This is a genomic window from Arthrobacter sp. PTI12 (assembly GCF_056679915.1).
Genome location: NZ_CM155256.1, coordinates 1,413,558 through 1,438,753, shown reverse-complemented (window position 1 = coordinate 1,438,753; position 25,196 = coordinate 1,413,558). Strand labels below are relative to the sequence as shown.

The following is a 25,196-nucleotide window of genomic DNA, read 5'->3' as shown; positions in this document are numbered from 1 at the left end:
AATTAGCGCATGACAATTGATTCCCAGGACAACGTCGATTACCGCATTGAACACGACACCATGGGCGAGGTTCGGGTTCCTGCCAACGCCCTCTACCGCGCGCAGACGCAGCGTGCCGTAGAGAACTTCCCGATCTCCGGCAAGACGCTGGAGCGGACGCACATCGAAGCCCTGGCACGGATCAAGAAGGCAGCAGCAACTGCCAATGCCGAGCTGGGTGTGCTCGATGACGAGCTCGCACGCGCCATCGAAGCCGCAGCGGACCAGGTTGCATCAGGAAAGTACGACGGCGACTTCCCCATCGATGTGTTCCAGACCGGATCCGGCACCTCGTCGAACATGAATACCAACGAGGTACTGGCCGAACTCGCAACCCGCGCGTTGAAGGACAGCGGAAGCGACAAGGTGGTGCACCCCAATGACCACGTGAACGCGTCACAGTCCTCCAACGACGTCTTCCCGACCTCCGTCCACGTCGCTGCAACCTCGGCGCTGATCAATGACCTGATCCCGGCGCTTGAGTACCTGGCGGAGTCGCTTGAGCGGAAGGCGGAGGAGTTCAAGGGCGTCGTGAAGTCGGGCCGCACCCACCTTATGGACGCCACGCCGGTCACGCTCGGACAGGAATTCGGAGGCTACGCCGCGCAGGTCCGCTACGGCGTCGAACGCATCAACGCTTCGCTCCCCCGGGTTGCCGAGGTGCCCCTGGGAGGCACCGCCGTCGGAACCGGCATCAATACCCCGGCCGGTTTCTCTGCCCGTGTGATCGAACTGCTCGCCCAGGACACCGGCTTGCCGCTCACCGAAGCGCGCAACCACTTCGAGGCGCAGGCCAACCGGGACGGGCTCGTGGAGGCGTCCGGTCAGCTGCGGAACATCGCGTACTCGTTCATGAAGATCAACAATGATTTGCGCTGGATGGGCTCGGGACCGAACACCGGGCTCGGCGAAATTGCCATCCCCGACCTGCAGCCGGGCTCCTCCATCATGCCGGGCAAGGTCAACCCGGTGATCTGCGAGGCAGCCATCATGGTCGCAGCCCAGGTCATCGGCAATGACACCACCATTGCGCTGTCCTCGACCAACGGTGCGTTTGAGCTCAACGTCGGCATTCCCGTGATGGCCGCCAACCTGCTCGAGTCCATCCGCCTGCTCGCCAACACCAGCCGGGTGATGGCGGACAAGATGATCGACGGGCTCACCGCCAATGAAGAACGTGCGCGTTTCCTCGCGGAAGCATCGCCGTCGATCGTCACGCCGCTGAACAAGTACATCGGCTATGAGAACGCGGCGAAGATTGCCAAGAAGGCCGTGGCCGAGGGACTCACGGTCCGGGAGGCCGTCGTCGCGCTCGGGTATGTGGATCGCGGTGAACTGACGGAAGCGCAGCTGGACGAAGCGCTCGACGTGCTGTCCATGACGCGCCCGCCGCAGTGAGCACGCGCGCCCCAAAGTACCCAGCATAAAAAAGCGAGGGTCCCTTATGGATGCAAATCCAGGAGGGACCCTCGCTTTTCAGGTTCCCAAACACCCGTGAGGGGTTAGCGGGGCGGGCCCACCACCTTGAGGCGATCCCAACCCAGCAGCTCATCCCCTGAGGTGTGCACCACCAGACGGTTGTCTCCCGGCCGGGTGTTTTCCGGCGTCGTCACGGTGACTGCGCCGTCGTTGACCAGGTGCCAGCCAAGCGAAACCTCACCGAGGTAGACGTGCACCCATCCCTCCGCAGCCAGGTTCGAAAGCACAACCTCTGAAGCTCCACGGGGGAACTTTTGCTTCGCCAGGCCCAGATCCAGCTGGTTTTCGTCGGTCAGCGAGTCCTTCACCGGAGCGTCCGGCGTGAAGGACGGCTTGACGAATTCACCGGGAGCCGGCTCTTCACCGGTGTACGCGATGCTCGGCGCCTTCGGCTGCTCCATACCCTCGCCCAGGAAGTACGAGGTGTGCGGAGGCTGGTTGTAGGCGGTGTTCTGCCAGGCAACCCCGAGGCGGTAGACCGGATCGGACTGCAGGGTGCGCAGCCGGTGGTCCGTGACGTTCACCGTGGTGGCGATGCGCAGGGCGGTCGAATCGTCGGTACGGGTGACGATCTCCTCGCGCCAGTCACCGAACAGGTCCGCCTGGAGAGCCGGCGTGCCCTTGGTGTCGTTGTTCGTCAACGTTCCCTCAGCACGGTAGAGCACGTCCTCGGAACTGGTTTCGACGTTCCACTTCGAGATGGTGGGCACGCCGGTCCGGGTTTCTTCGGTCCAGTCGTGGTCGGTGATTTCCCGCAGGAGGTCTCCGTCCCACCAGGTGAGGAAGTTCGCTGCCGGAATCTGCTCGGAGATCAGTTCGCCGTCGCTTGCGCGCAGCTGACCCACCGGTGAGTTCCAGGCAGCGTCGCCGCCGACAGCCCAACCTTCAGCACCTGGGTGCCGCGGGTCGATGTCCGCCATGGCAGCTCGTCCGGTGTCCCGGGTTGCCGGGATGGACCAGATCACCTCACCGGTCGCGGCGTCTCGGAAGGTAGCACCATTGTTGCCGGACGCACCCATGTCCTCGTGTGCCGCGAAGACCTCAAGTCCCTCCCGCGCCGGATCGAAGTCCGAAACGTGGAGTGAATCGCCGTGGCCGAGGCCGGTGTTATAGAGCGCCGTGCCGTCGTCGTCGATGGTCATGGACCCGAAGATGATCTCGTCCTTCTGGTCATTGTCGACGTCCGCCACCGAGAACTGGTGGTTGCCCTGACCCCTGTACTCGTCGCCCGACTCGTTCGAGTCGAAGGTCCAGCGTGGTGTGAGCGTTGTGCCGTCGAAGTCATAGGCTGCTATCACCGTGCGCGTGTAGTAACCGCGGCTGAAGACCAGGCTCGGCTTCTCGCCGTCAAGGTAGGCCACTCCGGCCAGGAACCGGTCAACGCGGTTTCCGTAGCCGTCGCCCCACGCACCAACATCTCCACGGGCAGGGATGTAGTCGGCGGTGTCGACCGCCGCACCCGTTGCCCCGGAGAACACCGTCAGGAACTCGGGGCCGTCCAGCACATAGCCGCCCGAGTTCCGGTAGTCGGCACGGGCATCGCCGATGACTGCACCCGTTCCGTCCACGGTTCCGTCGGCCGTCTTCAGAGTGACTTCAGCCGTGCCGTTGCCGTCCAGGTCAAAGACCTGGAATTGCGTGTAGTGCGCGCCGGCCCGGATGTTCTTGCCGAGGTCGATGCGCCAGAGGCGGGTGCCGTCCAGCTCATAGGCATCCACATAGACGTTGCCCGTGTAGCCGCCCTTCGAGTTGTCCTGGGAGTTGGTCGGATCCCACTTGAGCACGATCTCGTACTGGCCGTCACCGTCCAGGTCACCGATCGATGCGTCGTTGGCACGGTAGCTGTAGGGCTGGCCGTCCTTGGTGTAGGCATCGGCCGGCTTGTCCAGCGGAATGTCCAGGGTCTGGGAATCCCACACCGTGAAGTCCTCCGTGGCCCAGCGCTCGGTGCCGTTCACCACGGTGCTGATGCGGTAGGTGGCATCAGCAGCACCCTCGGCGTCGAGCAGGTTGGTGCTGGAGACGACCGGTTCGGTGGTGATCCGCTCACCGTCGCGGTAGACGTGGAATCCGATTTCCTCGGGATCCAGGCCGAGCATGCGCCACCCAACGTAGACCCCCTCTTCGGAAGCAACGGCTACCGGCGAACGGTCAAGGCGCTCTGCCTGCCGCACCAGCGTGGTCTTAGCCGGGGAGGTGACGGTCTCGGACTTTTCCGACACGCCGCCGGCATTGACGGCTGCCACTGCATAGACGTACTCAACAGTGGTCAGAACGTCGGAGTCCGTGTAGGTGGGCTTGTCAGCCCGACCGACAAGTTCAAGCTCACCAACAGAACCGTCTGCCAGCGGATCGGCACGGAACACCTGGTAGAAGAGAGCGCCTTCAGAGGGCTCCCAGTTGAGCGTGACGTCGTTCTTGTTCACGTCACCGAGCGCCAGTCCGGTGGGAACCGGCGCCTTTGCTACGTCCGGGTCCACCGTAGTGAGCTCGAGCGCGTTCGACGGAACCGACTCTGCTCCCGCAGCATCCAGCGCAACAACGGTGTAGGTGTACTCAAGGCCGATATCAGCGGTGGTGTCCACGAAGGACGTTCCATCGACATCGCCGAGCGCTTCCGCTTCCGTAGCTCCAGCGGACTGGCGGTACACACGGTAGCCTGCGGCGTCGTCGTTCCCTGTCCAGCTGAGCGAGACGGCAACGTCGCTGCCATCGATCTGAACGTCGTCGGCCGCCAACTCATTCGGCGCCAGCAGCAGCGGCGTGATTTCCAGACCGTTGAACCAGCCTCCGGCCTTGATGTTGATCTGGCCGTCCGTCACCAGTACGGGCTGCAGAATCCTGTCCGCAATGGTGCCGCGACCGGCGTTGGAGGAACCGTAGTCCTTGCCCTCCGACTGAATTGCCAACCGTCCGCTACCAAGCGGGTCACCGTAGTAAGCCTTGAGCGCGTAGGAGCCGTTGGGAACATCGATGACGAGCTCGTGCTTTGCGGCATCCGGCAGCAGGAAGTCCCGCTGGAGCGCGGTGGGTACGGGATCGAACCCGGTACCGCGATCGCGACCGCTGAGACCCTCAGTAGACAGGAAGCCGTAGCCGATTTCCGGTGTGTAGAGGCTCGAATTGTCCAGCGCGGTATAGCCATCCATGACGGGATTGCCGGCGAGCTGCAGATCGAACTTGTACAGCGGTGCCTTGGTGGTGATGCGGACAGCGTCCGACGGCGGCGAGTCACCTCTCCCATTCACTGCGGCAACGCGAAGGTCGTAAGACACCCCTTCCTCAAGGCCCGTTACGTTGGCAAGCGGGACTGTGGAGGTGGTGACCAGAGCGTACGCATCATCTCCGGCGTCGGCCTTTTTCGCAAAGACCTTGTAGATGTCAGCGCCCTCGACCGCATCCCAGGTGAGCTGTGCACCGGCGTTCGAGATGCTGCCGGCAACCAGCCCCGCCGGCGCTGCAGGTACTTCGGCGGGCGGCTCCGCCGCTTCCACCTCGGCGGCGAGCGGGATGTCCAGCTTGGCGACGTCGGACGCAACCAGCCGGGCCATCTGGATGGCCCCGTACTCCTGGAAGTGCGTGTCATCAGTTGTTCCGTTCGGCCGGCCCGGGTAGACACCGGCCGGAACGTGCAGGAACACCGACTTCGCCGCTTCCGGACCGATCTCGGTCAAGTAGGCCCGGCTCGAGGCGGAGAGGTCAACCAGCGGGGTTCCGGTGTCCGCCGCGATACGCGTTGCTGCGTCCACGTACTCGGGGAAGGACACGTTGGCCTCGCCCGTCTCGGTGTTGTAGGAACGGCGGGAGACCGGCGTCACGATGACCGGCGTTGCACCGCGCTGGGTGGCTCCGTCCACGAAAGTACGCAGGTACTCGTAGTAGTCGCCCGGAGCGGCCCAGCGGTCATCCACGCCGTAGCTGTTGTCGTTATGGCCAAACTGGACGAAGAGGTAGTCGCCCGGCTTGATGTTGAGCAGCACCTCGTCGAGGCGGCCCTGGCTGATGAAGTTCTTGGAGCTGCGCCCGCCGATGGCCTTGTTCTCGACCGTCACCTCATCTGAGAGGAAGCGGTCGATCATCTGGCCCCAGCCGGCCTGTGGCGCGTAACCGGAGGTGTAGGTCTGGACGGTGGAGTCGCCGGTGATCCAGGCGGTCGGCTGCGGGCCGGCCTCCAGTGGAGTCTGCTGGGTCAGCACCAGCGAATTCAGGTTCGCTGCGGTCCCTGCGAACTCGAGGTTCAGCTGGCCATCCACCACTGCGATGTCGAAGGCCATTTCGAGGTACTCGCCGGCCGCCTTCGCGGTCGGCTGCACCTTGGCCATCTGCTCGGCCGTGATCGCGATATCGGTTGCGCCCTCGGCGTCACCGGCAATCAGGTTGGCCGTGTAGTTGCCGTTCGGCAGGTCAACCACAAGTTCGGTGTCGCCGACGGTGACGAAGTCGGAGCGCGTGGCGTCCTCCGTACCGCGGTCGGTGGCGGAAACCTGGGACACGTCTACGAAGCCTGCGCGGTTCTCTGCGGTGTAGGCCGTCGTTTCATCGATCCGGACGGCGCCCGGCGCGGTTTCTCCGTTGCCCAGATCCAGCGACAGCACGCCATTCTCAGGAAGCGCGGGCGCGTCAGTGCTCAGACTGGAGGCAGCCGCGGCCGACGACGGCGAGAGACCGTCAGCGCCGCGCGCCTGCACCTTGTAGTAGCGGACCTTCGTCGTGTCGACGGGGTCGGTCAGGTAGACAGTCCGCTCACCGGTTTCCGCAACCTTCGTGTAGGGACCGTCCACTGCGTCAGCCCGGGAGACAACGTAGGCCGTGGCTCCGCTGACTTCATTCCAGCGCAGGGTCACGGCCTCGGAGGTTACATGGGACATACGCACGGACTGCGGCGCGGCCAGGGTGGAGACCGGCTCTTCGGGTTCGGGTTCCGGCTCAGGCTCCGGTGTTTCTTCAACCTCCGTGATGACGACGCCGTTGACGTAGGCGCCGGCTCCTTCGCCGGTGAAATCCATGGTGAGCTGACCATCTTCAACGGTGGTCTGCCACGTTTGCTCAGCTACGGAGCGGCGCGCCTGGATGGTTCCGGCTGCCGTGCCCTCGAGCGCGACAGTTGTATTGGTGGTGCCGCCGTTGACGAGCTGATCGCCTGAGATGACCCGAACACTGTAGGAGCCGTTCGGGACATCGGCGACGAAGCCCCAGGCGGTTGCGAGCACAAAGTCATTAGCCAGCGGATCCGGGACAGCTGGTGCCCGAAGCCGTGAGATGGGGTTGACTCCACCAACCGGCACTATGCCGTAGCCCGCTTCCGCCGAGTACCGGTTGGTCTCGTCAATACCGGTCCAGCCGTCAGCCACCGGGCTTTCGCTGGTACCGAAGTCGAAGGAACGGGGCAGCGGCTCCTCGGCCGCCAGCGCCGGCGTCGTTGCCGTACAGAGGCCGACGATTGCGGCCCCTGCTATCAGGGCGCGCGCTGAATGCGGACGCGAATTTTCGAGGGTCATGGCATCACACCTTTTAGTTCGACAGTGAAATATCGGTGGTTCTCGGGCCACCCGAGAGGTGCCCGAGGCACTACAAAGGCACGGGCAATGAAACGATTCACGGAGACCAACGAAAATCAGCCTAGCCGTGAGAGCGGTCACATTCAAGCGATCAGGCGATGTTCAGGAAAGCGTTTCCCCAATGTGACGCATCGACAATGGCGATACCTTTCCTGGCTCTTCCCAGATGAGGGTGTAGGTCGGCCGGGCGCGTCGGTCCGCAGATAGACGTCGAGGTCTCCCGACGATGGAGGTTCCTACGCCATCCATCCGAGAGACCTCGACGTGTCCGACGCTACCCCGCCGGCCGGCTTCGGCCGCCCTGACCTAACCGCCTTCGCGGCTCATCCCAATCGACCCTGATCGGGTCTGCTGACCCTCTCGACGAGAACGCAGCGACATCACAGCCACCCAACCCCGACCGTCCGGGAAGCCGGGGCACGTCACATGGCCTGTGCTTCGGGCGTGTCGAGTGGGTCGTCCAGGGGCGACGCAGGAGCGTCGACGCGACGTGCTGAGAGGTGGCTCCAACCGAGCGCTAGGACACAAGCTACAGGCATGGCGATAGGTCAGGAACGGCGTCGCTCCCTGCGCAGGAGGGAGCGCAGAGTCTCGGCGTTCGCGTAGCCGACCCGTAGCGCGATCTCGGCGGAGGTGAGGTCCGTGGTTGCTGAGAGGTGCCGAGCTCGTTCGATGCGAAGCCGTTGGACGAAGCCGAGCGGAGTGAGGTTGAGCGCCGCACGGACTCGTCGTTCGAGGGTGCGCCGGCTGGTGCCGAGCGACTGCGCGACGAAGGCGACGTTGAACGGTTCGTCCAGGCGGGCGCGCACGAAGCGTTCGAACTCGACGACGATCGGGTCCTCGTGCCGGAGATGTTCGTAGGCGACGAAAGCCGCCTGCGACGGGCGCTCGTCGATGATGAGGAGCTTGGCGACATGTTGGGCCAGGTCGGGGCTGATCGATCGCACGAGTGAGAGCGCGAGGTCGATGTGGGCGAAGGCGGCGCCGGCGGTGACGAGGTTCCCGTCGACCACGACCATGGTGTCGAGATCGAGGGCGACGGTCGGATAGCGCTTCAGGAACTCCGGCCCCAGGAACCAGCTGGTCGTCGCCCGCCGATGATGCATCCGTCCGGTCTCGGCGACGGCGAACACGCCGGTGCACGCCGCGGCGATCCGGGTGGTCGCGTCGTCGAGGCGCCCGAGTGAGGCGATGACCGAACGAGCATCTCGGCTCTGGAGGGCGTCGTGGGTCGCGGCGGCCGTGAGGGTTCCAAGCGCAGGGACGACGACCACGTCGAACTCTCCGGACTCCGACAGCGGGTGGTCCACCGACAGGGTCATCGATGCCGTCGTGGTCACTCGCCGTTTCGGTCCGAGGATGGCGAGTTCGATCGGGTCGATCCGCGGGTCGACATCGCCGCGGGCTCCGTCGGCCACCCGCACGATGTCGATGATCGACGCGACCGCCGAACCGAAGCAGCCGTCGATCGCGATCAGTCCGATACGCATGGCGTGTATAATAGCAATACTGCCGTATACGCCACTCCCCATCGGCCCTCGCTCGTCATATGCTGAACTCGCCCCACGAAGAACCCCGACTTCAAGGAGAACCCCTCATGTCCACACCCGCATCGCTTCCGTATGCCTTCGTCGCCAAGATCGTCGCGGCCGATGGACAGCACGACGCGCTCGCCGATCTGCTCGCCGGCGCTGTCGCACTCGCCAACGAAGAAGTAGGAACGATTGTCTGGTTCGCGGCTAGGACCCATGCCGACACCTTCTGGATCTTCGATGCATTCCCCGACGAAGCCGCTCGCGACGCCCACGCCAACGGCGCCATCGTCGCAGCCCTGATGGCCAACCAGCACCTCCTCGGCGCAGCACCCGAGATCCTGGCGGCCGACGTCCTCGCGTCCAAGCTCCCGTAGTCCGCCAACGCACGAGACGATCGCGCCCCGCCGAGTCAGTCCGCAGATAGACGTCGACGTGTCCGACGCTACCCCGCCGGCCGGCTTCGGCCGCCCTGACCTGACCGCCTTCGCTCGACTCGACGGCCTCGGTCTGAGCGTGATCGGCAACGACTTGAACCGGATCGTGCGGTCCTCGCGTGCCGCGTGGTGGAACCAGATCAGTGGTGCCGACGGTGCGGCAGCGAAGGCGCCGCTCGTGACACCGTGATCCGGCGGTTGGCCCACGAGCCGCTGGGCTGGCGACCGACCGTGCTGGAAGTTGTAGTGCGCCGCTACCGCTGTGCCGACTGCGGACACGTGTGGCGCCAAGACACCAGCGCCGCGGCGGAGCCACGCGCGAAGCTCTCGCGCACCGGGCTGCGGTGGGCGCTGGAAGGGATCGTGGTCGCACACCTCACCGTCGCCCGTGTCGCCGAGGGACTCGGGGCCGCGTGGGACACCGCCAACAACGCGGTCCTGGCCGAAGGCAAGCGGCTGCTGATCAACGACCCCACGCGGTTCGAGCCTGGGGTGTCTACCAGCGGATGATCGCCGCCTATCGCCACGAGGACCGGCAACGTGGCCGCGAGCTCATGGAGAAGCTGATCACCGACCTCAGCGCCGGCGTCCCCAAGGTGCTCACCGAGCTCACCACCCTGGGCCGGACCCTGAAGAAGCGAGCCGCCGACGTGCTCGCCTACTTCGAACGACCCGGCACCAGCAACGGGCCGACCGAGGCACTCAACGGACGGCTCGAACACCTGCGCGGCTCCGCACTCGGGTTCCGCAACCTGACCAACTACATCGCCCGAAGCCTGCTCGAGACCGGCGGCTTCAGACCCCAACTCCTACACCCCCGATTGGGATGAGCCCCTTTACTGCCACCCGATAGCCTTCCCGCCACCCGACACCGTTCAACCGCTATCGGATGGCCGAAGCGCTATCGCAAGTTCAGTACCGCGCTTCGTCTCTTCCGGCCCACGGGCGGCAGGCAACCCGCCGCGTCAGCGCACGAAGTTGGGAACACCCGTCGAGTAGCGTGCATTCTCGGCGTGCTTGCGGTGAAGCGGGTTCAGCTCCGGAAGGTCATCGAGTGAGAACCACCGCACGTCCATGGACTCGTCGTCATTCACGCGCGCCTCACCGGAAAGGTACCGGCACCGGAACACCAGGCTCAGGAACCTGCAGACGTCGGAATTCGGGAAAATCACCGGCCCGACGACGTCGACACTCACCAGGTGCTCAACCTCCACTGACACGCCGGTCTCCTCCTGCACCTCACGGACAATGGCCGGGGCGGGCTCTTCGCCCGGCTCAATCATCCCGGTGATGAGGGTCCACTGGCCGGTATCGGCTCGGCGTCCGAGCAGGACGCGGCCGTCGTCGTCATACACCACCGCCGCTGCTCCGGGAAGCCACAGCGGATCATGGCCGATCTTGGAACGCAGGTCCTGGACGAACTCGGGGATAGGCATATTCCTCAGCCTAGTGCGAGGACCAGTCCTGCCCCGACGATCATGAACGGCCCGAACGGGATGGCCGTCTTGGCGTTACCCCTCCGGCTGATGATGAGGAGAACACCCCACAGTCCGCCGAGGAGGAAGGCCGCGAAAGTGCCCCACAGCAGGAAGGACCAACCCACAAAGCCGAGATACAGGCCCAGCACCCCGGCAAGCTTCACATCACCGAAGCCCATACCGGCCGGGTAGATCAGGCGCAGGATGAAGTAGAACACCCACAGCACAGCGGCCCCGCCGGCAAGGGACACCAGCCGGCCCCAGTCCTGTGCCGCGAGCGCCGCAGCTATGAGCAGTACACCGGCCGCCGGATAGGAGGGAAAGATGATCCGGTTAGGCAGCCGGTGGGTTCGGATATCGATGACGCTGAGCCAGATCCCGATCACCGCGAGCAGCGCCAGCGCAAGGGCGCACAGCCAGAACGCAACGGGCGCGGTGTCCCAGTACTCCCCCATCAGCGCCAGCATCTGCCTACCGTAACCGAATCCGGCGCCGGGAACTGAAACGCCTGGCTTACACTGTGGATATGTCCGCCTCAAGCGGTTTGAACCCGGCGAGCCTCTTCCGATCCCTCTGCCGTTCCTCGCCGTGGCGCTGGGAAACGGTACGGTTCTCCGTGTCCTGGATCAGCACCGACGGGGAGTCGGATCCGCTGCGCGCCTGGGTGCGCCGGCCGCAGGCACTGAGGGTTGAGACAGCTGAGGGAGCCCTCCTCCACAGCAGCACCGGCAACGAGCATTCCCGAGACTCGTTCTACGTCAGTGCGAGCAAGAGTTCCTGGCTCGTCGCCCCGAACCTCGTCAGCCCGGTCTACAACGAAACCGGGTACGTCCACCGCCGCCCCAAAGCCGCCTACGGGGAACCGGCGTTCGGTGACCCGCGTTGGTCCGCCATGCTTGACCCCGTGGAACTCGCGGGGGATGCTCCGGTGCCGTATGAGACGCCGTTCGCGAACCGCGTTGAACTCGAGGACATCAGCGAAGACGTCTACGAGGGCCGCCGTGTTCTCGCCGCCACCGCCACCCCGAACATCTCCTACCAGCCATTCACGCCGGGCCGCCCGCTCATCGGAACAGGCCGAACCCGGGTGCTGGTGGACGTCGCCACAGCAATCTGCGTCTCAACAACAGCGCTCGACGGCGAACTCGCAGGCTGCGGCCACCGGCTGGCCATCAGTGGAGTGGATGAGTACATGGTTGATGATTTGTTCACCGACGCCCCACCCACGCTCACCGACGTACGCGACCACATTCCGTGGCAGGTCGGCTGACCCGCCACGGAACGCAAGCCCTAGATTTCGGCACCCTCCAGCAGGTCCGTCACCAGTGCGGCGATCGGCGAGCGCTCGGAACGCGTCAGCGTGATGTGACCGAACAACGGATGCCCCTTGAGCGTCTCGACGACGGCGGCAATGCCGTCATGCCGGCCCACCCGCAGATTGTCCCGCTGCGCTACGTCGTGAGTGAGGACAATCTTGGAGTTCTGCCCGATCCGGCTCATCACCGTGAGGAGCACGTTCTTCTCGAGCGACTGCGCCTCGTCCACGATCACAAAGGAATCATGGAGGGACCGGCCGCGGATATGGGTGAGCGGCAGGACCTCCAGCATGCCGCGGTCCATGACTTCCTCCACCACCTCCTGCGAGACCAGCGCCCCGAGGGTGTCGAAGACCGCCTGCGCCCAGGGGTTCATTTTCTCGCTCTCGCCGCCCGGCAGGTAGCCCAGCTCCTGGCCGCCCACGGCGTACAGCGGCCGGAACACCACAACCTTGCGGTGCTCCTGCCTCTCAAGGACAGCTTCGAGACCGGCACACAGCGCCAGTGCTGACTTTCCGGTGCCGGCACGCCCACCGAGGGACACGATGCCCACCTCGGGATCCATCAGCAGGTCAATGGCGAGCCGCTGTTCGGCGGACCGGCCATGCAGCCCGAAGACGTCGCGGTCCCCCCGGACCAGCCGCACCTGCTTGTCGGCGCCCACCCGGCCAAGGGCTGAACCCTTCCCGGAGTGGAGGATGACCCCGGTGTTTGCGGGCAGTTCCGCGGCGTCCGGCAGGAAGACGGGCTCATGCGCATAGAGGGTGTCGACGTCGTCGTCCAGGGTGTCCAGCTCCGCAACTCCCGTCCAGCCGGAATCCTTGACGAGCTCATTGCGGTACTCATCCGCCTGCAGCCCCATCGCGGAAGCCTTCACGCGCATCGGCAGGTCCTTGGACACCACCGTGACGTTGCGGCCCTCGTCCGAGAGGTTCTTGGCCACGGCCAGGATCCGGGAGTCATTGTCGCCGCTGCGGAAGCCGACCGGCAGCACCTCGGTGGACACGTGATTGAGTTCCACCCGGAGCGTTCCGCCCTCGGTTCCCAGCGGAATAGCCTGGTTCAGCCCGTTGTGCTGCACCCTCAGCTCATCCAGGAGCCGCAGGGCCTTACGTGCGAAGAAGCCCAGCTCGGGATCGTGGCGTTTGCCTTCGAGTTCGGTGATCACCACGATCGGCAGGATCACCTCATGTTCCGCGAAGCGTGTGATGGCCCGCGGATCCGACAGCAGTACCGAGGTATCCAGGACGTAGCTGCGGCTGCCGAGACTCTCGACAGCAGAAAGGCCCGCCGCTGCGAGGAGTTGTTCGTCCTGCGCCGCCGGGCGGGCCTTGGTGTTGCTGGGCGTATCGGTTGCGGATCGCTGGGTTGTGCGAGATGTGGCCACTTCAACTCCACTTCCCCGGGCGAGGAACGCCCGAGAATAATCTAGGGCTTGGGTGAGGCGGGCCGGCCCGAAGGCCGCGCACGGCCTCCCCTTTTCAGAACCGGTGCTGGTGAGCACGGTGCCTGCATAGGTGGCCTCCCCGAACAGCCGGCGGGTGCCTGCTGTTGCAACAGACATTACGCCCGCGAACGACGACGGCGGCACCGGCAATGCGTGCGTGTCGCGTGAATTTTGGGTGACGAAATGCGGAAGGAATGCTACCCGCCGAATCGGCGCTGCCGGCGTCCGTAATCGCGCAGCGCGCGAAGGAAATCGACCCGCCGGAAGTCCGGCCAGAGCGCCTCGCAGAAGTAGAACTCGCTGTACGCGCTCTGCCACATGAGGAAGCCGGAAAGCCGCAGCTCGCCCGAGGTGCGGATCACGAGGTCCGGGTCCGGCTGGCCGCGCGTATACAGGTACTCGGAAATCTGTCCGACCGACAGGTTCCCGGCGACATCGGCCAGCGATGCGCCCTCGGAGTCCGCGTGCATCAGCAGTTCCTTGACGGCGTCGACAATCTCACGGCGCCCGCCGTAACCGACTGCGACATTGACGTGCAGCCCTTCAATGCACGCGGTGCGTTCGGCGAGCTCAGTGACCTTGACCGCGAGGTGTTCCGGAAGGAGATCGAGAGCGCCGACCGGCTGGACGCGAACTGTCCGCGTTTCACCCAGGCGGTCGAGGGTGTTCCCGATGATGTCCAGAAGCTGCTCGATTTCCTCCGCCGAGCGGCTCATGTTGTCCGTGGACAGCATGTAGAGCGTGACCATTTCGACGCCGAGCTCCCGGCACCAGCCGAGGAACTCGAGGATCTTGTCCGCGCCGGCCTGATGGCCGTGCTGCGTCGGTGCGCCGGCGAGCTTAGCCCAGCGGCGGTTGCCGTCCACCATGACGCCGATGTGGTGGGGGATGCGGTCGGCTGCCAGTGACCGCTGGAGTTTGCGCTCGTAGAAGTTGTAGGCAAACGAGGGAAACATCACGGCAGCGCCCACCCGTCCTTCCGATCAGCTAGTGAGATTCAGTTCCTACCGTACCGGCACGAGCCCCGCTGTGTGGGGTGCGGCGCTTGTTACCCGTTAGTAACTTATGGGCCGGTCAGATAGAATTCGGGTCATGAGCCGACGCGTTTCTCCTCCAGCCGGTGCACCCAATCCTCGCCGGCAACCGGACGAATCGGCACCCGTTGACGGCCCCGTGGAATACGCCGTCGAACGCGCTGCAGACGCGCTGAACATCAAGCCGAAGTGGCGGGGATGGATCCACCTCGGAGCCACTCCCCTGGCTATCGCCGCCGGGATCGTGCTTGTTGTCCTGGCACCCACTCCGGCAGGAAAAGTCACCTCCGCGATCTACGCGTTCACCGGTGTCCTGCTCTTCGGCGTGAGCGCCGTCTACCACCGCGGCAACTGGCAGCCCCGCACCAAGGCGGTGCTCAAACGTCTGGACCACACCAACATCATGCTGGTCATCGCTGGCAGCTATACGCCGCTTTCCTGGGCGCTGCTGCCGCAGGACAAAGCCACCTTCCTGCTCTGGCTGATCTGGTGCGGAGCCATTGCGGGCGTGCTGTTCCGCGTGCTGTGGGTCAATGCGCCGCGCTGGCTCTACGTGCCCATCTACATCGCCCTCGGCCTTGCGGCACTGCTGTTCCTGCCGTACTTCCTCGCCGCGAGCGTGCCGGCCACCGTGCTCATCCTGGTCGGCGGAGTGTTCTACATTGCCGGTGCGGTGATCTATGGGCTCAAGCGGCCCAACCCCAGTCCGCACTGGTTCGGCTTCCACGAACTGTTCCACGCGTTCACCGTCGCAGCGTTCGCCGCCCACTTCATCGCCATCCTGATCGCGGTGCTCAACCCGCTTCGCTGAGCGGGCCGCTCAGCGAAGCGTCGAAGCGGAGCAGGCCAGCCAAGGTTTAGGGCGCGTCCGGCCCATACTTGCCGCCGGGAGTACCGCGTTCAGCAGGACCTGTGGGCGGTGTCCGGGACGGCTCGTCCACGGCCTCCGCCCGGCGCGCTTCCCCGCGATGCTCGAGCGGCCGACTCTGCCGAATCTCTTCCGCCTGCCGGGCTTCCTCTTCCTCAAGGAGTGCCATCTCCCGGTAGCGCACACGGCGGATCCTGCGGGTCATGTCACGAATCAGGAAGATCACTGCGATCACCAGGAAGAGAGTTGCCAGGAACCCGAGCAATCCGGGGGTTACATCGGCCGGATCAAGACCGGGGCGCAGTGAGGGTTCATCACCGGGCGCCGGGGTCACGGTTGCGGCCAGATTCAGCAGGGAGAACACTCCAGAGCACCACTTTCACGAGGAGACATGGCATCGATGCCTTAGGCAGACGGCCACAAAATTATTCTATGCCCGCGAAGAAGTCCGTTTCAGGCAATTCCTGCGGCACACGGGAGGAGATCAGCGAGTAGTCCTCCCACGGCCAGACCTTGCGCTGCAGCTCAGAGGAGACCGCAAAGAAGAAGCCCGCCGGGTCCACCTGCGTGCGGTGAGCGAGCAGTGCGCGTTCCCGGTGTTCGAAGAAATCGCCGCAGTCGATCTGCGTCGTGGTGGGATGCGTTGGCCGCGCGGGCTGGTGGCCTTCGGCGTCCGCCTCCAGCCAGGCCGCGATCCGTTCTGCGTAGGGCGACTGCAGGCCGGCCTCCTCCAGCGCGAAGTGCAGGGCACGGAACCGCTCCGGATTGAACGCGCGGTCATAGTAGAGCTTCAGCGGATTCCACGGCTCGCCAAGACCGGCATAGCGGGACGGGTCCCCCGCGGCCTCGTACGCCTCAACCGCTACCCGGTGCGCCATGATGTGGTCCGGGTGCGGGTACCCGCCGTTCTCGTCATAACTCAGGATCACGTGCGGCCGATACTCCCGGACCAGCTTCACCAGCGGCGCGGCTGCCCGCTCGAGAGGCTGCAGCGCGAAGCAACCGGGCGGCAGCGGCGGAAGCGGGTCCCCCTCCGGCAGTCCCGAGTCAACGAATCCTAGCCAGCGGTGTTCCACTCCGAGCGCCGCTGCTGCCTCAGCCATCTCCAGGCGCCGCAGGCCCGCGAGGTCGCGGGCCGCATGCGGCACGTCGGCCATCTGCGCATTCAGGATGTCGCCGCGCTCGCCGCCGGTGCAGGTGGCCACCATCACGGACACTCCGGCTGCGACGTAGCTGGCCATGGTGGCCGCGCCCTTGCTCGACTCGTCATCGGGGTGCGCATGCACCGCGAGAAGGCGGTAGCCGCCGTCGTTCTCTGGATTTCCTGAAGGAGTAGCTGGAATTTGCTCCGGGCTGGGCACTGAATGCTCCTGAATCTTTCCTGGTGTGACTAGGCAAGCGGCCCCGGTCAGGGCGCCGGCTGGAAAATGACGGAAATTCACCTACGCACCGGTTGGTAAACTTGGAACCGATGAGCACCGACCACGCGCCAGTACCAAGAGTAGCCAATCGCTACGGCGCCCCCAAGCCGCAGCGGCCCGCCACCGGGCTTGCTCGCCGGCACAAGCGCTGGCTGATCTGGTTCGCCCTGGCTTCAGCGGTGGTTGCCACGGGTGTTTTCAGTATCTTCGCCGGTACGCCGGAGGTTTCATCAAAGGACGTAGGCTTCAGCATTGAAGGCCCCGCCGTGGCCCGCGTGGACTATGAGGTCACCAAGGATCCGGGCGCCACGGCGCAGTGCGCTGTGCAGGTACTGAACCAGTCCTACGCCATCGTGGGCTGGACCGTGGTGACCATCCCGCCCACCAACTCCCAATCCGTTGACGGTGGCACCTCGTCCCACAGCACCACGGTCCGCACCGAGTCTCAGGGGGTCAGCGGCGGCGTCAACGCCTGCTGGCTCCTTGAGGAATCCTGATTGTCACTGATCCAGAATCCGCCCGGTTATTGGGTATTTGAAGCTTGCTGTCTATAATGGACTGATACGTTCCGCCCCGCCCCGCGGTTGGTTCCTACTGAAGTACTTCAGGAGAAGAGGCCATCACGCAGGCGGGGTCTTTGCTTGTAGATGCGCGCATCACGGCAAAGGCCGCAGCCGAATCCCGCTTGAGGGCTTCGACGTACCTAAGGAGATATCGTGTCCACCAACAGCGCATCCGTCGCCTGGCTCACCAAGGAGTCCTACGACCGCCTTAAGGCTGAGCTGGACCACCTGTCCGGCCCAGGCCGCACCGAGATCGTTTCCCGCATTGAGCAGGCCCGCTCTGAGGGTGACCTCAAGGAGAACGGCGGCTACCACGCAGCCAAGGAAGAGCAGGGCAAGGCCGAGGCCCGCATCCGGCAGCTGACCGAACTGCTGAACAACGCACACGTGGGCGAGTCCCCTGCAGATGACGGCATTGTTGAGCCGGGCATGCTGGTCGAGGCGAACATCGCCGGAGACAAGGAGACCTTCCTCCTGGGCAGCCGGGAAGTTGCCGGGGACACGGATCTCAACGTCTACAGCGAGAGGTCCCCGCTGGGCGCAGCGATCCAGGGTCACAAGGCCGGAGACACCGTGAAGTACACCGCGCCCAACGGCAAGGAAATCACCGTCGAGGTCCTGTCGGCTAAGCCCTACGCGGGCTAGCTGTGCTTCTCAACTAGCGCTGAGGCGGTCGGTCCCTGACGGGGCCGGCCGCCGCTTCAGTATCAGCGCAGCCAGTACTCCGCCGAGAGCCCCGAAGAGGTGGGCCTGCCAGGAGATGTTCGAACCGAACTGCGGCAGCACGCCCCAGAGGAGCGAGCCGTACATCAGGAAGAGCAGCCCGGCGAGCAGGATCTGCTTCCAGTCCCGGTTGTAGAAGCCGCGGACCAGCAGGTAGGCAAACAGGCCGAAGACCAGCCCGGACGCACCGATGGTCACTCCGCCGCCGAAGATCCACACGCCCAGCCCGGAGGCCAGCCAGCTTGCCCCGACTGCCACGGCGAAACGCCGGGCGCCCTCCAGGAACGCCAGAAACCCCAGGACCAGCAGCGGCAGCGTATTGCTGAACAGGTGTCCGGCATCCGCGTGCAGCAGCGGCGCGAACAGCACGCCGTCCAGCCCCTCCACTTCCCGCGGCACAATGCCCAGCAGCCGGATCAGGAAGAAACCGGTGGCCGTGTTAACCAGATGCACAATCCACAGCAGGGCGGCGAAGCCGACGACAGTCGTTAACGCACCCCGCGCCCGCTTTGCCAGCATGTCAGCCCTGGATGACGACGGGTTGGAAGCCCTCTGCCCGCAGGTTGTTCAGCACCTGCTCGCAGTGTTCCTCGCCCTTCGTCTCCATGTTGATGGTGATCGCCACGTCCCCCATGCTGATCGAGCCACCCACCCGCGTGTGATCCACACCGGTCACGTTGGCGTCAGACTCCGCAATGATGCGGGAAATGGTGGCCAGCGAACCGGGCCGGTCATCGAGCAGCATCCGCACCACCAGATACCTGCCTGCAGCAGCGAGGCCGCGCTGGATGACCTTGAGCATCAGCATGGGGTCAATGTTGCCGCCGGAAAGCACGACGACGGTGTTCCCCGGGTTGGCCCCGTTTTCCGTCAGTTTTCCATCCAACAGTGCCGCGACGCCCACCGCGCCGGCCGGCTCCACCACCATCTTGGAGCGCTCCAGCAGGAAGATCAGCGCGCGGGCAAGGGAATCCTCGCTCACCGTGACAACGTCGTCGACGAGTTCGCGGATGATCGAGAACGGGAGCTGCCCCGGCCGGCCCACGGCAATGCCGTCCGCAATCGTGGAAACCTTCTGCAGCGGCACGAGGGCGTCCGCTGCGAGCGACGGCGGATAGGCGGCTGCGTTCTCCGCCTGCACGCCGATCACGCGGATCTCCCGCCCCAGCTCCCTGGCACGGGCCTTGACGGCAACTGAGACACCTGCCAGCAGCCCGCCGCCGCCAACCCCCATGAGGATGGTGTCAACGTCCGGAACCTGCTCGAGGATTTCGAGGCCGATTGTCCCCTGCCCGGCCACCACGTCCACGTTGTCGAACGGGTGGACAAAGACAGCACCGTGCTCATCCGCGTACCGTTTTGCCTCGGTCAGTGCTTCATCCACGTTGTGCCCGTGGAGCACCACCTCCGCACCATGCCCGCGGGTTGCCGCGAGCTTCGGCAGCGCCACACCGAGAGGCATGTAAATGCGTGCCTTGATGCCAAGCCGGGCGGCTGCCACAGCCACGCCCTGGGCATGGTTGCCGGCCGAGGCCGCGACGACGCCGCGTGCCCGCTCCTCCGCGGAAAGCCTGGCCATCCGCGTGTAGGCGCCGCGCACCTTGAAGGAACCTGCGCGCTGCAGGTTCTCGCATTTGAGCGAAACCCTGGCACCGGTCAGCCTGCCAAGTGCGCGGGAGTCTTCGATCGGCGTGTACGCAATGACGCCGTCGAGCATTTTCTGAGCTTCGAGGACGTCCTCGAGGGTCACTGCCAGCTGGGCGAGATCCGTGGTCACGTTGACGCTTCTTTCGTGGAGGGTTCCGGCCCAAGTGGTTCACCGGATGAGTAGGGTGCAGGGACAGAGCCTGGGCTGGGATGTCCAGAGGACGCACCGAGGGCAGGATCCGTCTCCCAGGTGCGGCCCGCTATATAACGAACGACCGTGTTGAGGATCGCCAACAGCGGTACGGAAAACAAGGCGCCGGCAACGCCGGCAATAAGGGAACCGCCCGCAACCGCCAGCACCACTGCGAGGGGGTGCAGCGAGACGGCGCGGCCCATGACGAACGGCTGCAGGATATGCCCTTCCACCTGCTGCACCAGCAGCACGATGGCGAGCATCACCAGTGCGTTGACCCATCCATTGGCCACCAGGGCCAGTAGGACAGCCACCATGCCGGTGAAGAGCGCGCCGAGAATGGGTATGAACGAACCCAGGAAGACCAAAACCGTCAACGGAAGAACGAGCGGCACGCCAATGATGGCGGCTCCCAGACCGATTCCGACAGCGTCAATGAAAGCAACGAGGATCTGCACCCGGACGTAGTTGGCCATCGAGGTCCAGCCCTGGCGGCCGGCACCCGCGATCGCCGCCCGGGCCCGCCGCGGTGCGAGGCCGGCGATGAAGCGCCAGATGGTGTCGCCGTCGTGCAGGAAGAAGATCAGCGCAAACACCGTGAGCAGCAGTCCGGCCAGAAAGTAGCCGGCACCGGATCCGAAGGAGAGCGCTCCGCTGACAATCACCCCGCTGTTGTTGTCCACAGCATTGGCGACTTCCTCGATGAAGCCGTCAATCTGTGACGAGGTGAGGTCCAGTGGACCGTCGGAGAGCCACTCCTGCACCTGCTCGATCCCCGCCAGCGCCTCATCCCAGAGTGAAGCGAACCCGACGGCGAGCTGCTGCCCGACCAGGGAAAGGGTGGCGGCCACGGCGAGCAGGAATCCGAGAACGATGACGGAAACGGCGATTCCCCCCGGCACTTTGCGTGCGCGCAGGAAGGTCACCGCCGGCAGCAGCAGACTCGAAAGAAGGCCCGCAATCATCAGGGGAATGACCAGCAGTGAAATCTGGCTCATCAGCCACAGCACCGCAGCGGATACCACAAGAATCAGGCCGACGCGCCACGCCCAGGCCGCCCCGATCCTCAACGCATAGGGGACATCCTCGCCGGCAGACCGGCCCGAGGGCGCAACAAAGCCGTTCGAGAAGGACTGCTGCGTTTTCCGCCGCGAAGGACGCGTCATGCCTCAATCTTTTCACAACCGTCTGACAGAACCATTTTCGGCCAACTGTTTGAATTTGTTCTAAACCGTTGTATTTTGTTAAGTGTCTTTTCTTCCGCCAACCTACGGAGTCCGCTGATGCTCGCTGCCGACCGGCATGCTGCCATTCTTGCGAAGCTCGGCGTGCGGCGGACGGTCCGCGTCGGCGAGCTGGCCGAGGCCTTGGGGGTCTCGGAAATGACCATCCGGCGGGACATCGACGTGCTCGATTCCGCCGGCGCACTGCGCAAGGTCCACGGCGGCGCAGCATCCCGGACCGCGCTCAGTGCAATCGAACCCGGATTCGGTGTCAACGCAGACCAGCGCATCGAGGCCAAGGAGTCCATTGCCGCAACGGCGGCAGCCCTCATCCAACCGGGCATGACCGTGGCGCTCACCGGCGGAACCACCACCTACCGCCTGGTCGAGCACCTCTCCGGGCCCCTGACCATCCTTACCAATTCCCTGCCCGCCGCCGAGAAGCTGCACCGGGCTGCAACACCTGGCGTGACCGTCCTGCTGACCGGCGGTGAGCGCTCCCCTTCCGAAGCGCTGGTAGGGCCCATTGCCGCAGCCACCGTCCGGTCCTTCAACGTGGACCTGTGCTTCATGGGTGCCCACGGCGTGGACGCCCAGGCCGGGATCACCACCCCCAATCTTGCCGAGGCAGACACAAACCGTGCATTTGCCGAGCAGTGCGGCCGGCTGATCGTTCTGGCTGACTCCACCAAGTTCGGCACGGTGAGCCTTGCCCGCATCACCGGGATCGAGCGGGTGCACTGCATTGTGACCGACTCCGAGCCGGATGACCCGCGCTATGCCCGGACAACGAGCATCCTCACTCCCCCAACCGGCCCATCCCCCAAACCCCAGGACACCCCATGACCCAGGTAACCCCCACCCGCTTATCCGACGGACGCGAGCTGATCTATTTCGACGCTAGCGAGGAAGCGGCGGCGCTGCACCGCGACCCTGCCGCCGTCGCCGATTCCCGTGGTCTCCCGCCCCGCGGCGGTACGGGAGACGTACGCTACGACCCCCTGACCGGCGAATGGACGGCCGTGGCCGCACACCGGCAGACGCGCACCCACCTGCCCCCCGCGGACCAGTGTCCACTGTGCCCCTCCACAGCCGGCAACCTGTCCGAAGTTCCCGCCTCCGACTACGAGGTTGTGGTTTTTGAGAACCGCTTCTCCTCCTTTGGACCCGCGCTCGGTGAGCTGCCGGACCTCCAGCCCGCCAGCACAGGCTGGGGCACGACGACGACGGCCTTCGGACGGTGCGAAGTGGTCGCGTTCGATTCCTCCCACGAGGGCTCCTTCGGGTCCTTGCCGCCGGAGCGGGCTCGCACCGTCGTCGAAGCGTGGGCACACCGGACCGAAGCGTTGTCCGCAATGGAAGGCATCCGGCAGGTTTTCCCGTTCGAGAACCGCGGCGCGGACATCGGGGTGACCCTGCTGCATCCGCATGGGCAGATCTACGCCTATCCGTTCGTTCCGCCTCGCGCGGCGCTGATGGGGCAGGCTGCCCGGCGCTATTTTGACGCCGTCGACGGGCGCGGCACCCTGATGGGCTCCGTGCTGAAGTCCGAGCGTGAATCCGGCGAGCGCATGGTGCTTGAAGGCACACACTTCAGTGCCTACGTGCCGTTCGCTGCACGCTGGCCGCTGGAAGTGCACCTGGTGCCGCACCGTCACGTTCCCGATATTGCCGCACTGACCGGCGAGGAAAAGGACGAGCTGACCACGCTGTACCTCGACCTGCTGGCCCGCGTGGACGGCATCTACAGCACCCCCACCCCCTACATTGCCGCGTGGCATCAGGCGCCCCTGGTTCCTGACCTGCGCGAGGCCGGCTACCTTCACCTGCAGCTGACTTCTCCCCGCAGGGCTGAGGATAAGCTGAAGTTCCTCGCCGGCTCGGAAGCAGCAATGGGTGCTTTCATCAACGACACCACTCCGGAGCAGGTTGCCGCCACCCTGCGCGCCGCAACACCAGCAGGGAAGGTAACAGCATGACTCTCGTTCAGCAGTTTGAGGATCGCTTCGGGCACTCACCTGTCGGCGTTTGGGCAGCTCCCGGCCGCGTCAACGTGATCGGTGAGCACACCGATTACAACGACGGGTTTGTGCTGCCGTTTGCGATCGACCGAGCCACGCAGGTGGCAGCTTCCGTCCGGGAGGACTCCACCGTCCGGGTCAGTTCGACCTTCTCCAGCTCCGGCTCCGGCTCCGGCGAGGTCATCATCAGCGATCTGGATGAACTGGCTGCCGGCGACGTCGAAGGCTGGGCTGCCTACCCGGTGGGCGTTCTGTGGGCCCTGCGGCAGGCGGGCCATTCGGTCATGGGCATGGACCTGCTGATTGACTCGCAAGTTCCGGTTGGAGCCGGCCTGTCTTCCTCCGCCGCCATCGAGTGCGCAGTGGCGGTCGCCGCCAATGAGCTGTACGGGCTCGGTCTCAGCGGCTCGGACCTCGCGCTCATCGGGCAACGCGCCGAAAACGAGATGGTCGGCGCGCCCACCGGCCTGATGGACCAGTCCGCGTCGCTGCTGGGCAAGCTCGGACACGCGGTGTTCCTGGACTGCCGTACGCAGCACGCCGAGCTAGTTCCCCTGCCGTTGCAGGAGAACGGTTTGGCCCTCCTAGTCATCGACACCCGGGTAAGTCACTCCCATGCAACCGGCGGCTACGCATCACGCCGTCGTGCCTGTGAAGTCGGTGCCGATGTCATGGGCGTTCCGGCGCTGCGCGACCTCAGCGAAGAGGACCTCGAGGAGGCATCCGGCCTGCTGGACGAGGAGACGTTCCGGCGGGTACGGCACGTCGTCACGGAGAACGCCCGGGTGCAGGCCGCCGTCGAGCTTCTCCGTAACGAAGGACCACGGGCGATTGCGCCGTTGCTGGATGCGAGCCACGTCTCTATGAGGGACGATTTTGAGATCTCCTGTGCTGAGCTGGACCTCGCCGTTGAATCGTCCCGCGAGGCCGGTGCACTGGGTTCCCGCATGACGGGCGGCGGCTTCGGCGGCTCGGCCATTGCGCTGGTTCAACTGGCGGATCTGGACCGCGTCGGTGCAGCAGTGATGGCGGCCTTTGCCGCAGCGGGTTTCACCGAACCGGCCATCTTCGCGGTGTCCCCGGCGGACGGAGCCGGCCGGGTTTCCTGAGGTTTCTCCGCCACCGCCACCCAACCACCCCAGGAAGATTTGCGCAGGTCCGGTGGGTTCAGCGGCGCTGAACCCACCGGACCTGCGCAAAATTTCCCCTTAACGAGGAAGGCCCCCGGCGGTTGCCGGGGGCCTTCCTCGTTAGACCCAAGTCAGAGCGCTGTGTCGTTTACTCGCTGCCACGCAGGATCGCGATGAGGCGGAGGAACTCGATGTACAGCCACACGAGAGTGACTGTCAGACCGAATGCTGCCGTCCAGGAGTACTTGCGCGGTGCTCCGTTGCGGACGCCTTCGCTGATCATCGTGAAGTCGATGACCAGGGAGAAAGCGGCGAGGCCGATGGCAAACACGCCGATGACCAAGCCGAATGGGATGTTGGTGCCCGGGATGTCCGCACTGCGCAGACCCCACGGGTCATCGCTGACGCCGAAGACCATCAGTCCGAGGTTCACAAGGCTGAACAACGCGTACCCGATCAGCATGATCATGAAGATCTTCATGGCCTTGGGCGTTGCACGGACCTTGCCGTTCTTGAAGAGCAGCAGCGTCACCGCGAAGACGGAGAGCGTACCGATCAGCGCCTGCATGGCGATGTTCGGGAATTGCGCTTCGAGGAACATGGTGATGCCACCGAGGAACAGGCCCTCAAGGAACCCGTAGCCAAGGATCAGCGCAGGCACCGGCTCGCGCTTGAAGGAGTTGACCAGCCCGAGTACGAAGCCGCCGATCAGACCGAAAATCATCAGCAGCGGCGCCAGCGAGGGGAACAGGAACACCGGAACAGCGGCGCCGACCAACACCATGCCGATCGTGGCAACGGTCTTGACGATGACGTCGTCGAACGTCATGCGCCCCGTATCCGCAGGACCTGCCGAAGGCTGGTTGTAGAGGTGCTCCAGCTGCTGCTGGTTCATAGCCGTTTGACCGGCCAAAGCTGTGGAACCGTACGCTGCCGAATTGTTGCCGCGGGCAGCGGTACGGAAGTTCTTACCGTTGAAAACCGGGTTTCCGCCGATTGCCATTGTGATGTAGTCCTCCATCTGGGGGCTGAGATTGTTCAACCCTACCAATATCAACGGATTCCACGCCGTTTTGTTCCTGAACCG

Annotated in this window: 21 protein-coding genes and 1 pseudogene; 10 read left to right on the top strand and 12 right to left on the bottom strand. The window is 64.9% G+C overall.

Going from position 1 to position 25,196, the window contains the following annotated elements; genetic code table 11:
- The first annotated feature begins 9 nt into the window (after positions 1-9).
- Positions 10-1,437 (top strand): class II fumarate hydratase, encoded by a 1,428-nt coding sequence (locus AC1MBU_RS07130; protein WP_346028458.1) that lies wholly within the window; start codon positions 10-12, stop codon positions 1,435-1,437.
- A gap of 104 nt (positions 1,438-1,541) precedes the next feature.
- On the opposite strand, the gene AC1MBU_RS07125 is transcribed toward AC1MBU_RS07130, so the two are convergent.
- Both AC1MBU_RS07125 and AC1MBU_RS07120 read right to left on the bottom strand, forming a co-directional pair.
- Positions 1,542-7,016: a rhamnogalacturonan lyase family protein gene (locus AC1MBU_RS07125; RefSeq protein ID WP_479789613.1), complete on the bottom strand. Its 5,475-nt coding sequence runs from the start codon at positions 7,014-7,016 to the stop codon at positions 1,542-1,544.
- Positions 7,017-7,624: 608 nt separating this feature from the next.
- Positions 7,625-8,566, bottom strand: a complete 942-nt coding sequence (locus AC1MBU_RS07120; protein WP_479789734.1) for a GlxA family transcriptional regulator — start codon at positions 8,564-8,566, stop codon at positions 7,625-7,627.
- Positions 8,567-8,673: 107 nt separating this feature from the next.
- Between AC1MBU_RS07120 and AC1MBU_RS07115 the strand changes: the two genes are divergently transcribed.
- Together AC1MBU_RS07115 and AC1MBU_RS07110 are read left to right on the top strand one after the other, a co-directional pair.
- Entirely contained in the window at positions 8,674-8,985 is a 312-nt protein-coding gene (locus AC1MBU_RS07115; protein ID WP_006247389.1) for a putative quinol monooxygenase, read from the top strand.
- 58 nt (positions 8,986-9,043) lie between these two features.
- A pseudogene (locus tag AC1MBU_RS07110) lies at positions 9,044-9,875 on the top strand (transposase).
- A 135-nt stretch (positions 9,876-10,010) separates the two neighbouring features.
- Here AC1MBU_RS07110 and AC1MBU_RS07105 read toward each other — a convergent pair.
- Both AC1MBU_RS07105 and AC1MBU_RS07100 read right to left on the bottom strand, forming a co-directional pair.
- Positions 10,011-10,481: an NUDIX hydrolase gene (locus AC1MBU_RS07105; RefSeq protein ID WP_479789612.1), complete on the bottom strand. Its 471-nt coding sequence runs from the start codon at positions 10,479-10,481 to the stop codon at positions 10,011-10,013.
- Between the two features lie 5 nt (positions 10,482-10,486).
- Positions 10,487-10,990: a prepilin peptidase gene (locus AC1MBU_RS07100; RefSeq protein WP_277358845.1), complete on the bottom strand. Its 504-nt coding sequence runs from the start codon at positions 10,988-10,990 to the stop codon at positions 10,487-10,489.
- A gap of 59 nt (positions 10,991-11,049) precedes the next feature.
- Between AC1MBU_RS07100 and AC1MBU_RS07095 the strand changes: the two genes are divergently transcribed.
- The gene (locus AC1MBU_RS07095; protein WP_479789611.1) at positions 11,050-11,793 is read left to right on the top strand and encodes a hypothetical protein; all 744 of its coding nucleotides are present in this window, start codon (positions 11,050-11,052) and stop codon (positions 11,791-11,793) included.
- 20 nt (positions 11,794-11,813) lie between these two features.
- On the opposite strand, the gene AC1MBU_RS07090 is transcribed toward AC1MBU_RS07095, so the two are convergent.
- Together AC1MBU_RS07090 and AC1MBU_RS07085 are read right to left on the bottom strand one after the other, a co-directional pair.
- Positions 11,814-13,226: a PhoH family protein gene (locus tag AC1MBU_RS07090; RefSeq protein WP_428831038.1), complete on the bottom strand. Its 1,413-nt coding sequence runs from the start codon at positions 13,224-13,226 to the stop codon at positions 11,814-11,816.
- A 257-nt stretch (positions 13,227-13,483) separates the two neighbouring features.
- A complete protein-coding gene (locus tag AC1MBU_RS07085) occupies positions 13,484-14,245 on the bottom strand; it encodes an isoprenyl transferase (RefSeq protein WP_277358863.1) in 762 nt (253 codons plus the stop codon).
- A 133-nt stretch (positions 14,246-14,378) separates the two neighbouring features.
- On the opposite strand from AC1MBU_RS07085, the gene trhA reads away from it, so the two are divergent.
- On the top strand, positions 14,379-15,131 hold the full coding sequence (gene trhA, locus AC1MBU_RS07080) for a PAQR family membrane homeostasis protein TrhA (RefSeq protein WP_479789610.1): 753 nt from the start codon (positions 14,379-14,381) through the stop codon (positions 15,129-15,131).
- 46 nt (positions 15,132-15,177) lie between these two features.
- On the opposite strand, the gene AC1MBU_RS07075 is transcribed toward trhA, so the two are convergent.
- Positions 15,178-15,552, bottom strand: coding sequence for a hypothetical protein (locus AC1MBU_RS07075; RefSeq protein ID WP_479789609.1), 375 nt, complete (start codon positions 15,550-15,552; stop codon positions 15,178-15,180).
- A 61-nt stretch (positions 15,553-15,613) separates the two neighbouring features.
- The gene (gene mca / locus AC1MBU_RS07070) at positions 15,614-16,531 is read right to left on the bottom strand and encodes a mycothiol conjugate amidase Mca (protein WP_471673548.1); all 918 of its coding nucleotides are present in this window, start codon (positions 16,529-16,531) and stop codon (positions 15,614-15,616) included.
- Between the two features lie 128 nt (positions 16,532-16,659).
- On the opposite strand from mca, the gene AC1MBU_RS07065 reads away from it, so the two are divergent.
- Positions 16,660-17,106, top strand: coding sequence for a DUF4307 domain-containing protein (locus AC1MBU_RS07065; protein WP_277359517.1), 447 nt, complete (start codon positions 16,660-16,662; stop codon positions 17,104-17,106).
- A gap of 216 nt (positions 17,107-17,322) precedes the next feature.
- Positions 17,323-17,817, top strand: coding sequence for a transcription elongation factor GreA (greA, locus tag AC1MBU_RS07060; RefSeq protein WP_056548871.1), 495 nt, complete (start codon positions 17,323-17,325; stop codon positions 17,815-17,817).
- Positions 17,818-17,826: 9 nt separating this feature from the next.
- Here greA and AC1MBU_RS07055 read toward each other — a convergent pair whose 3' ends face one another.
- Genes AC1MBU_RS07055 through AC1MBU_RS07045 form a run of 3 tightly spaced genes read right to left on the bottom strand, consistent with a single transcriptional unit; the run spans position 17,827 to position 20,901 of the window.
- Entirely contained in the window at positions 17,827-18,414 is a 588-nt protein-coding gene (locus tag AC1MBU_RS07055) for a rhomboid family intramembrane serine protease (RefSeq protein ID WP_479789608.1), read from the bottom strand.
- A 1-nt stretch (position 18,415) separates the two neighbouring features.
- Positions 18,416-19,612, bottom strand: a complete 1,197-nt coding sequence (gene ilvA, locus AC1MBU_RS07050; RefSeq protein ID WP_277359527.1) for a threonine ammonia-lyase — start codon at positions 19,610-19,612, stop codon at positions 18,416-18,418.
- Positions 19,613-19,668: 56 nt separating this feature from the next.
- Positions 19,669-20,901, bottom strand: a complete 1,233-nt coding sequence (locus AC1MBU_RS07045) for an AI-2E family transporter (RefSeq protein ID WP_479789607.1) — start codon at positions 20,899-20,901, stop codon at positions 19,669-19,671.
- A 117-nt stretch (positions 20,902-21,018) separates the two neighbouring features.
- Between AC1MBU_RS07045 and AC1MBU_RS07040 the strand changes: the two genes are divergently transcribed.
- From AC1MBU_RS07040 to galK, 3 genes are read left to right on the top strand one after another with little or no spacing between them, the layout of a single operon-like run.
- Positions 21,019-21,804: a DeoR/GlpR family DNA-binding transcription regulator gene (locus tag AC1MBU_RS07040; RefSeq protein ID WP_479789606.1), complete on the top strand. Its 786-nt coding sequence runs from the start codon at positions 21,019-21,021 to the stop codon at positions 21,802-21,804.
- The gene (gene galT / locus AC1MBU_RS07035) at positions 21,801-22,937 is read left to right on the top strand and encodes a galactose-1-phosphate uridylyltransferase (RefSeq protein WP_479789605.1); all 1,137 of its coding nucleotides are present in this window, start codon (positions 21,801-21,803) and stop codon (positions 22,935-22,937) included. Before AC1MBU_RS07040 ends, galT begins: the two co-directional genes overlap by 4 nt.
- Positions 22,934-24,088, top strand: a complete 1,155-nt coding sequence (galK, locus tag AC1MBU_RS07030) for a galactokinase (RefSeq protein WP_479789604.1) — start codon at positions 22,934-22,936, stop codon at positions 24,086-24,088. Before galT ends, galK begins: the two co-directional genes overlap by 4 nt.
- Positions 24,089-24,257: 169 nt before the next feature.
- On the opposite strand, the gene AC1MBU_RS07025 is transcribed toward galK, so the two are convergent.
- A complete protein-coding gene (locus AC1MBU_RS07025) occupies positions 24,258-25,112 on the bottom strand; it encodes a Bax inhibitor-1/YccA family protein (protein WP_479789733.1) in 855 nt (284 codons plus the stop codon).
- Between the last annotated feature and the right edge of the window lie 84 nt (positions 25,113-25,196).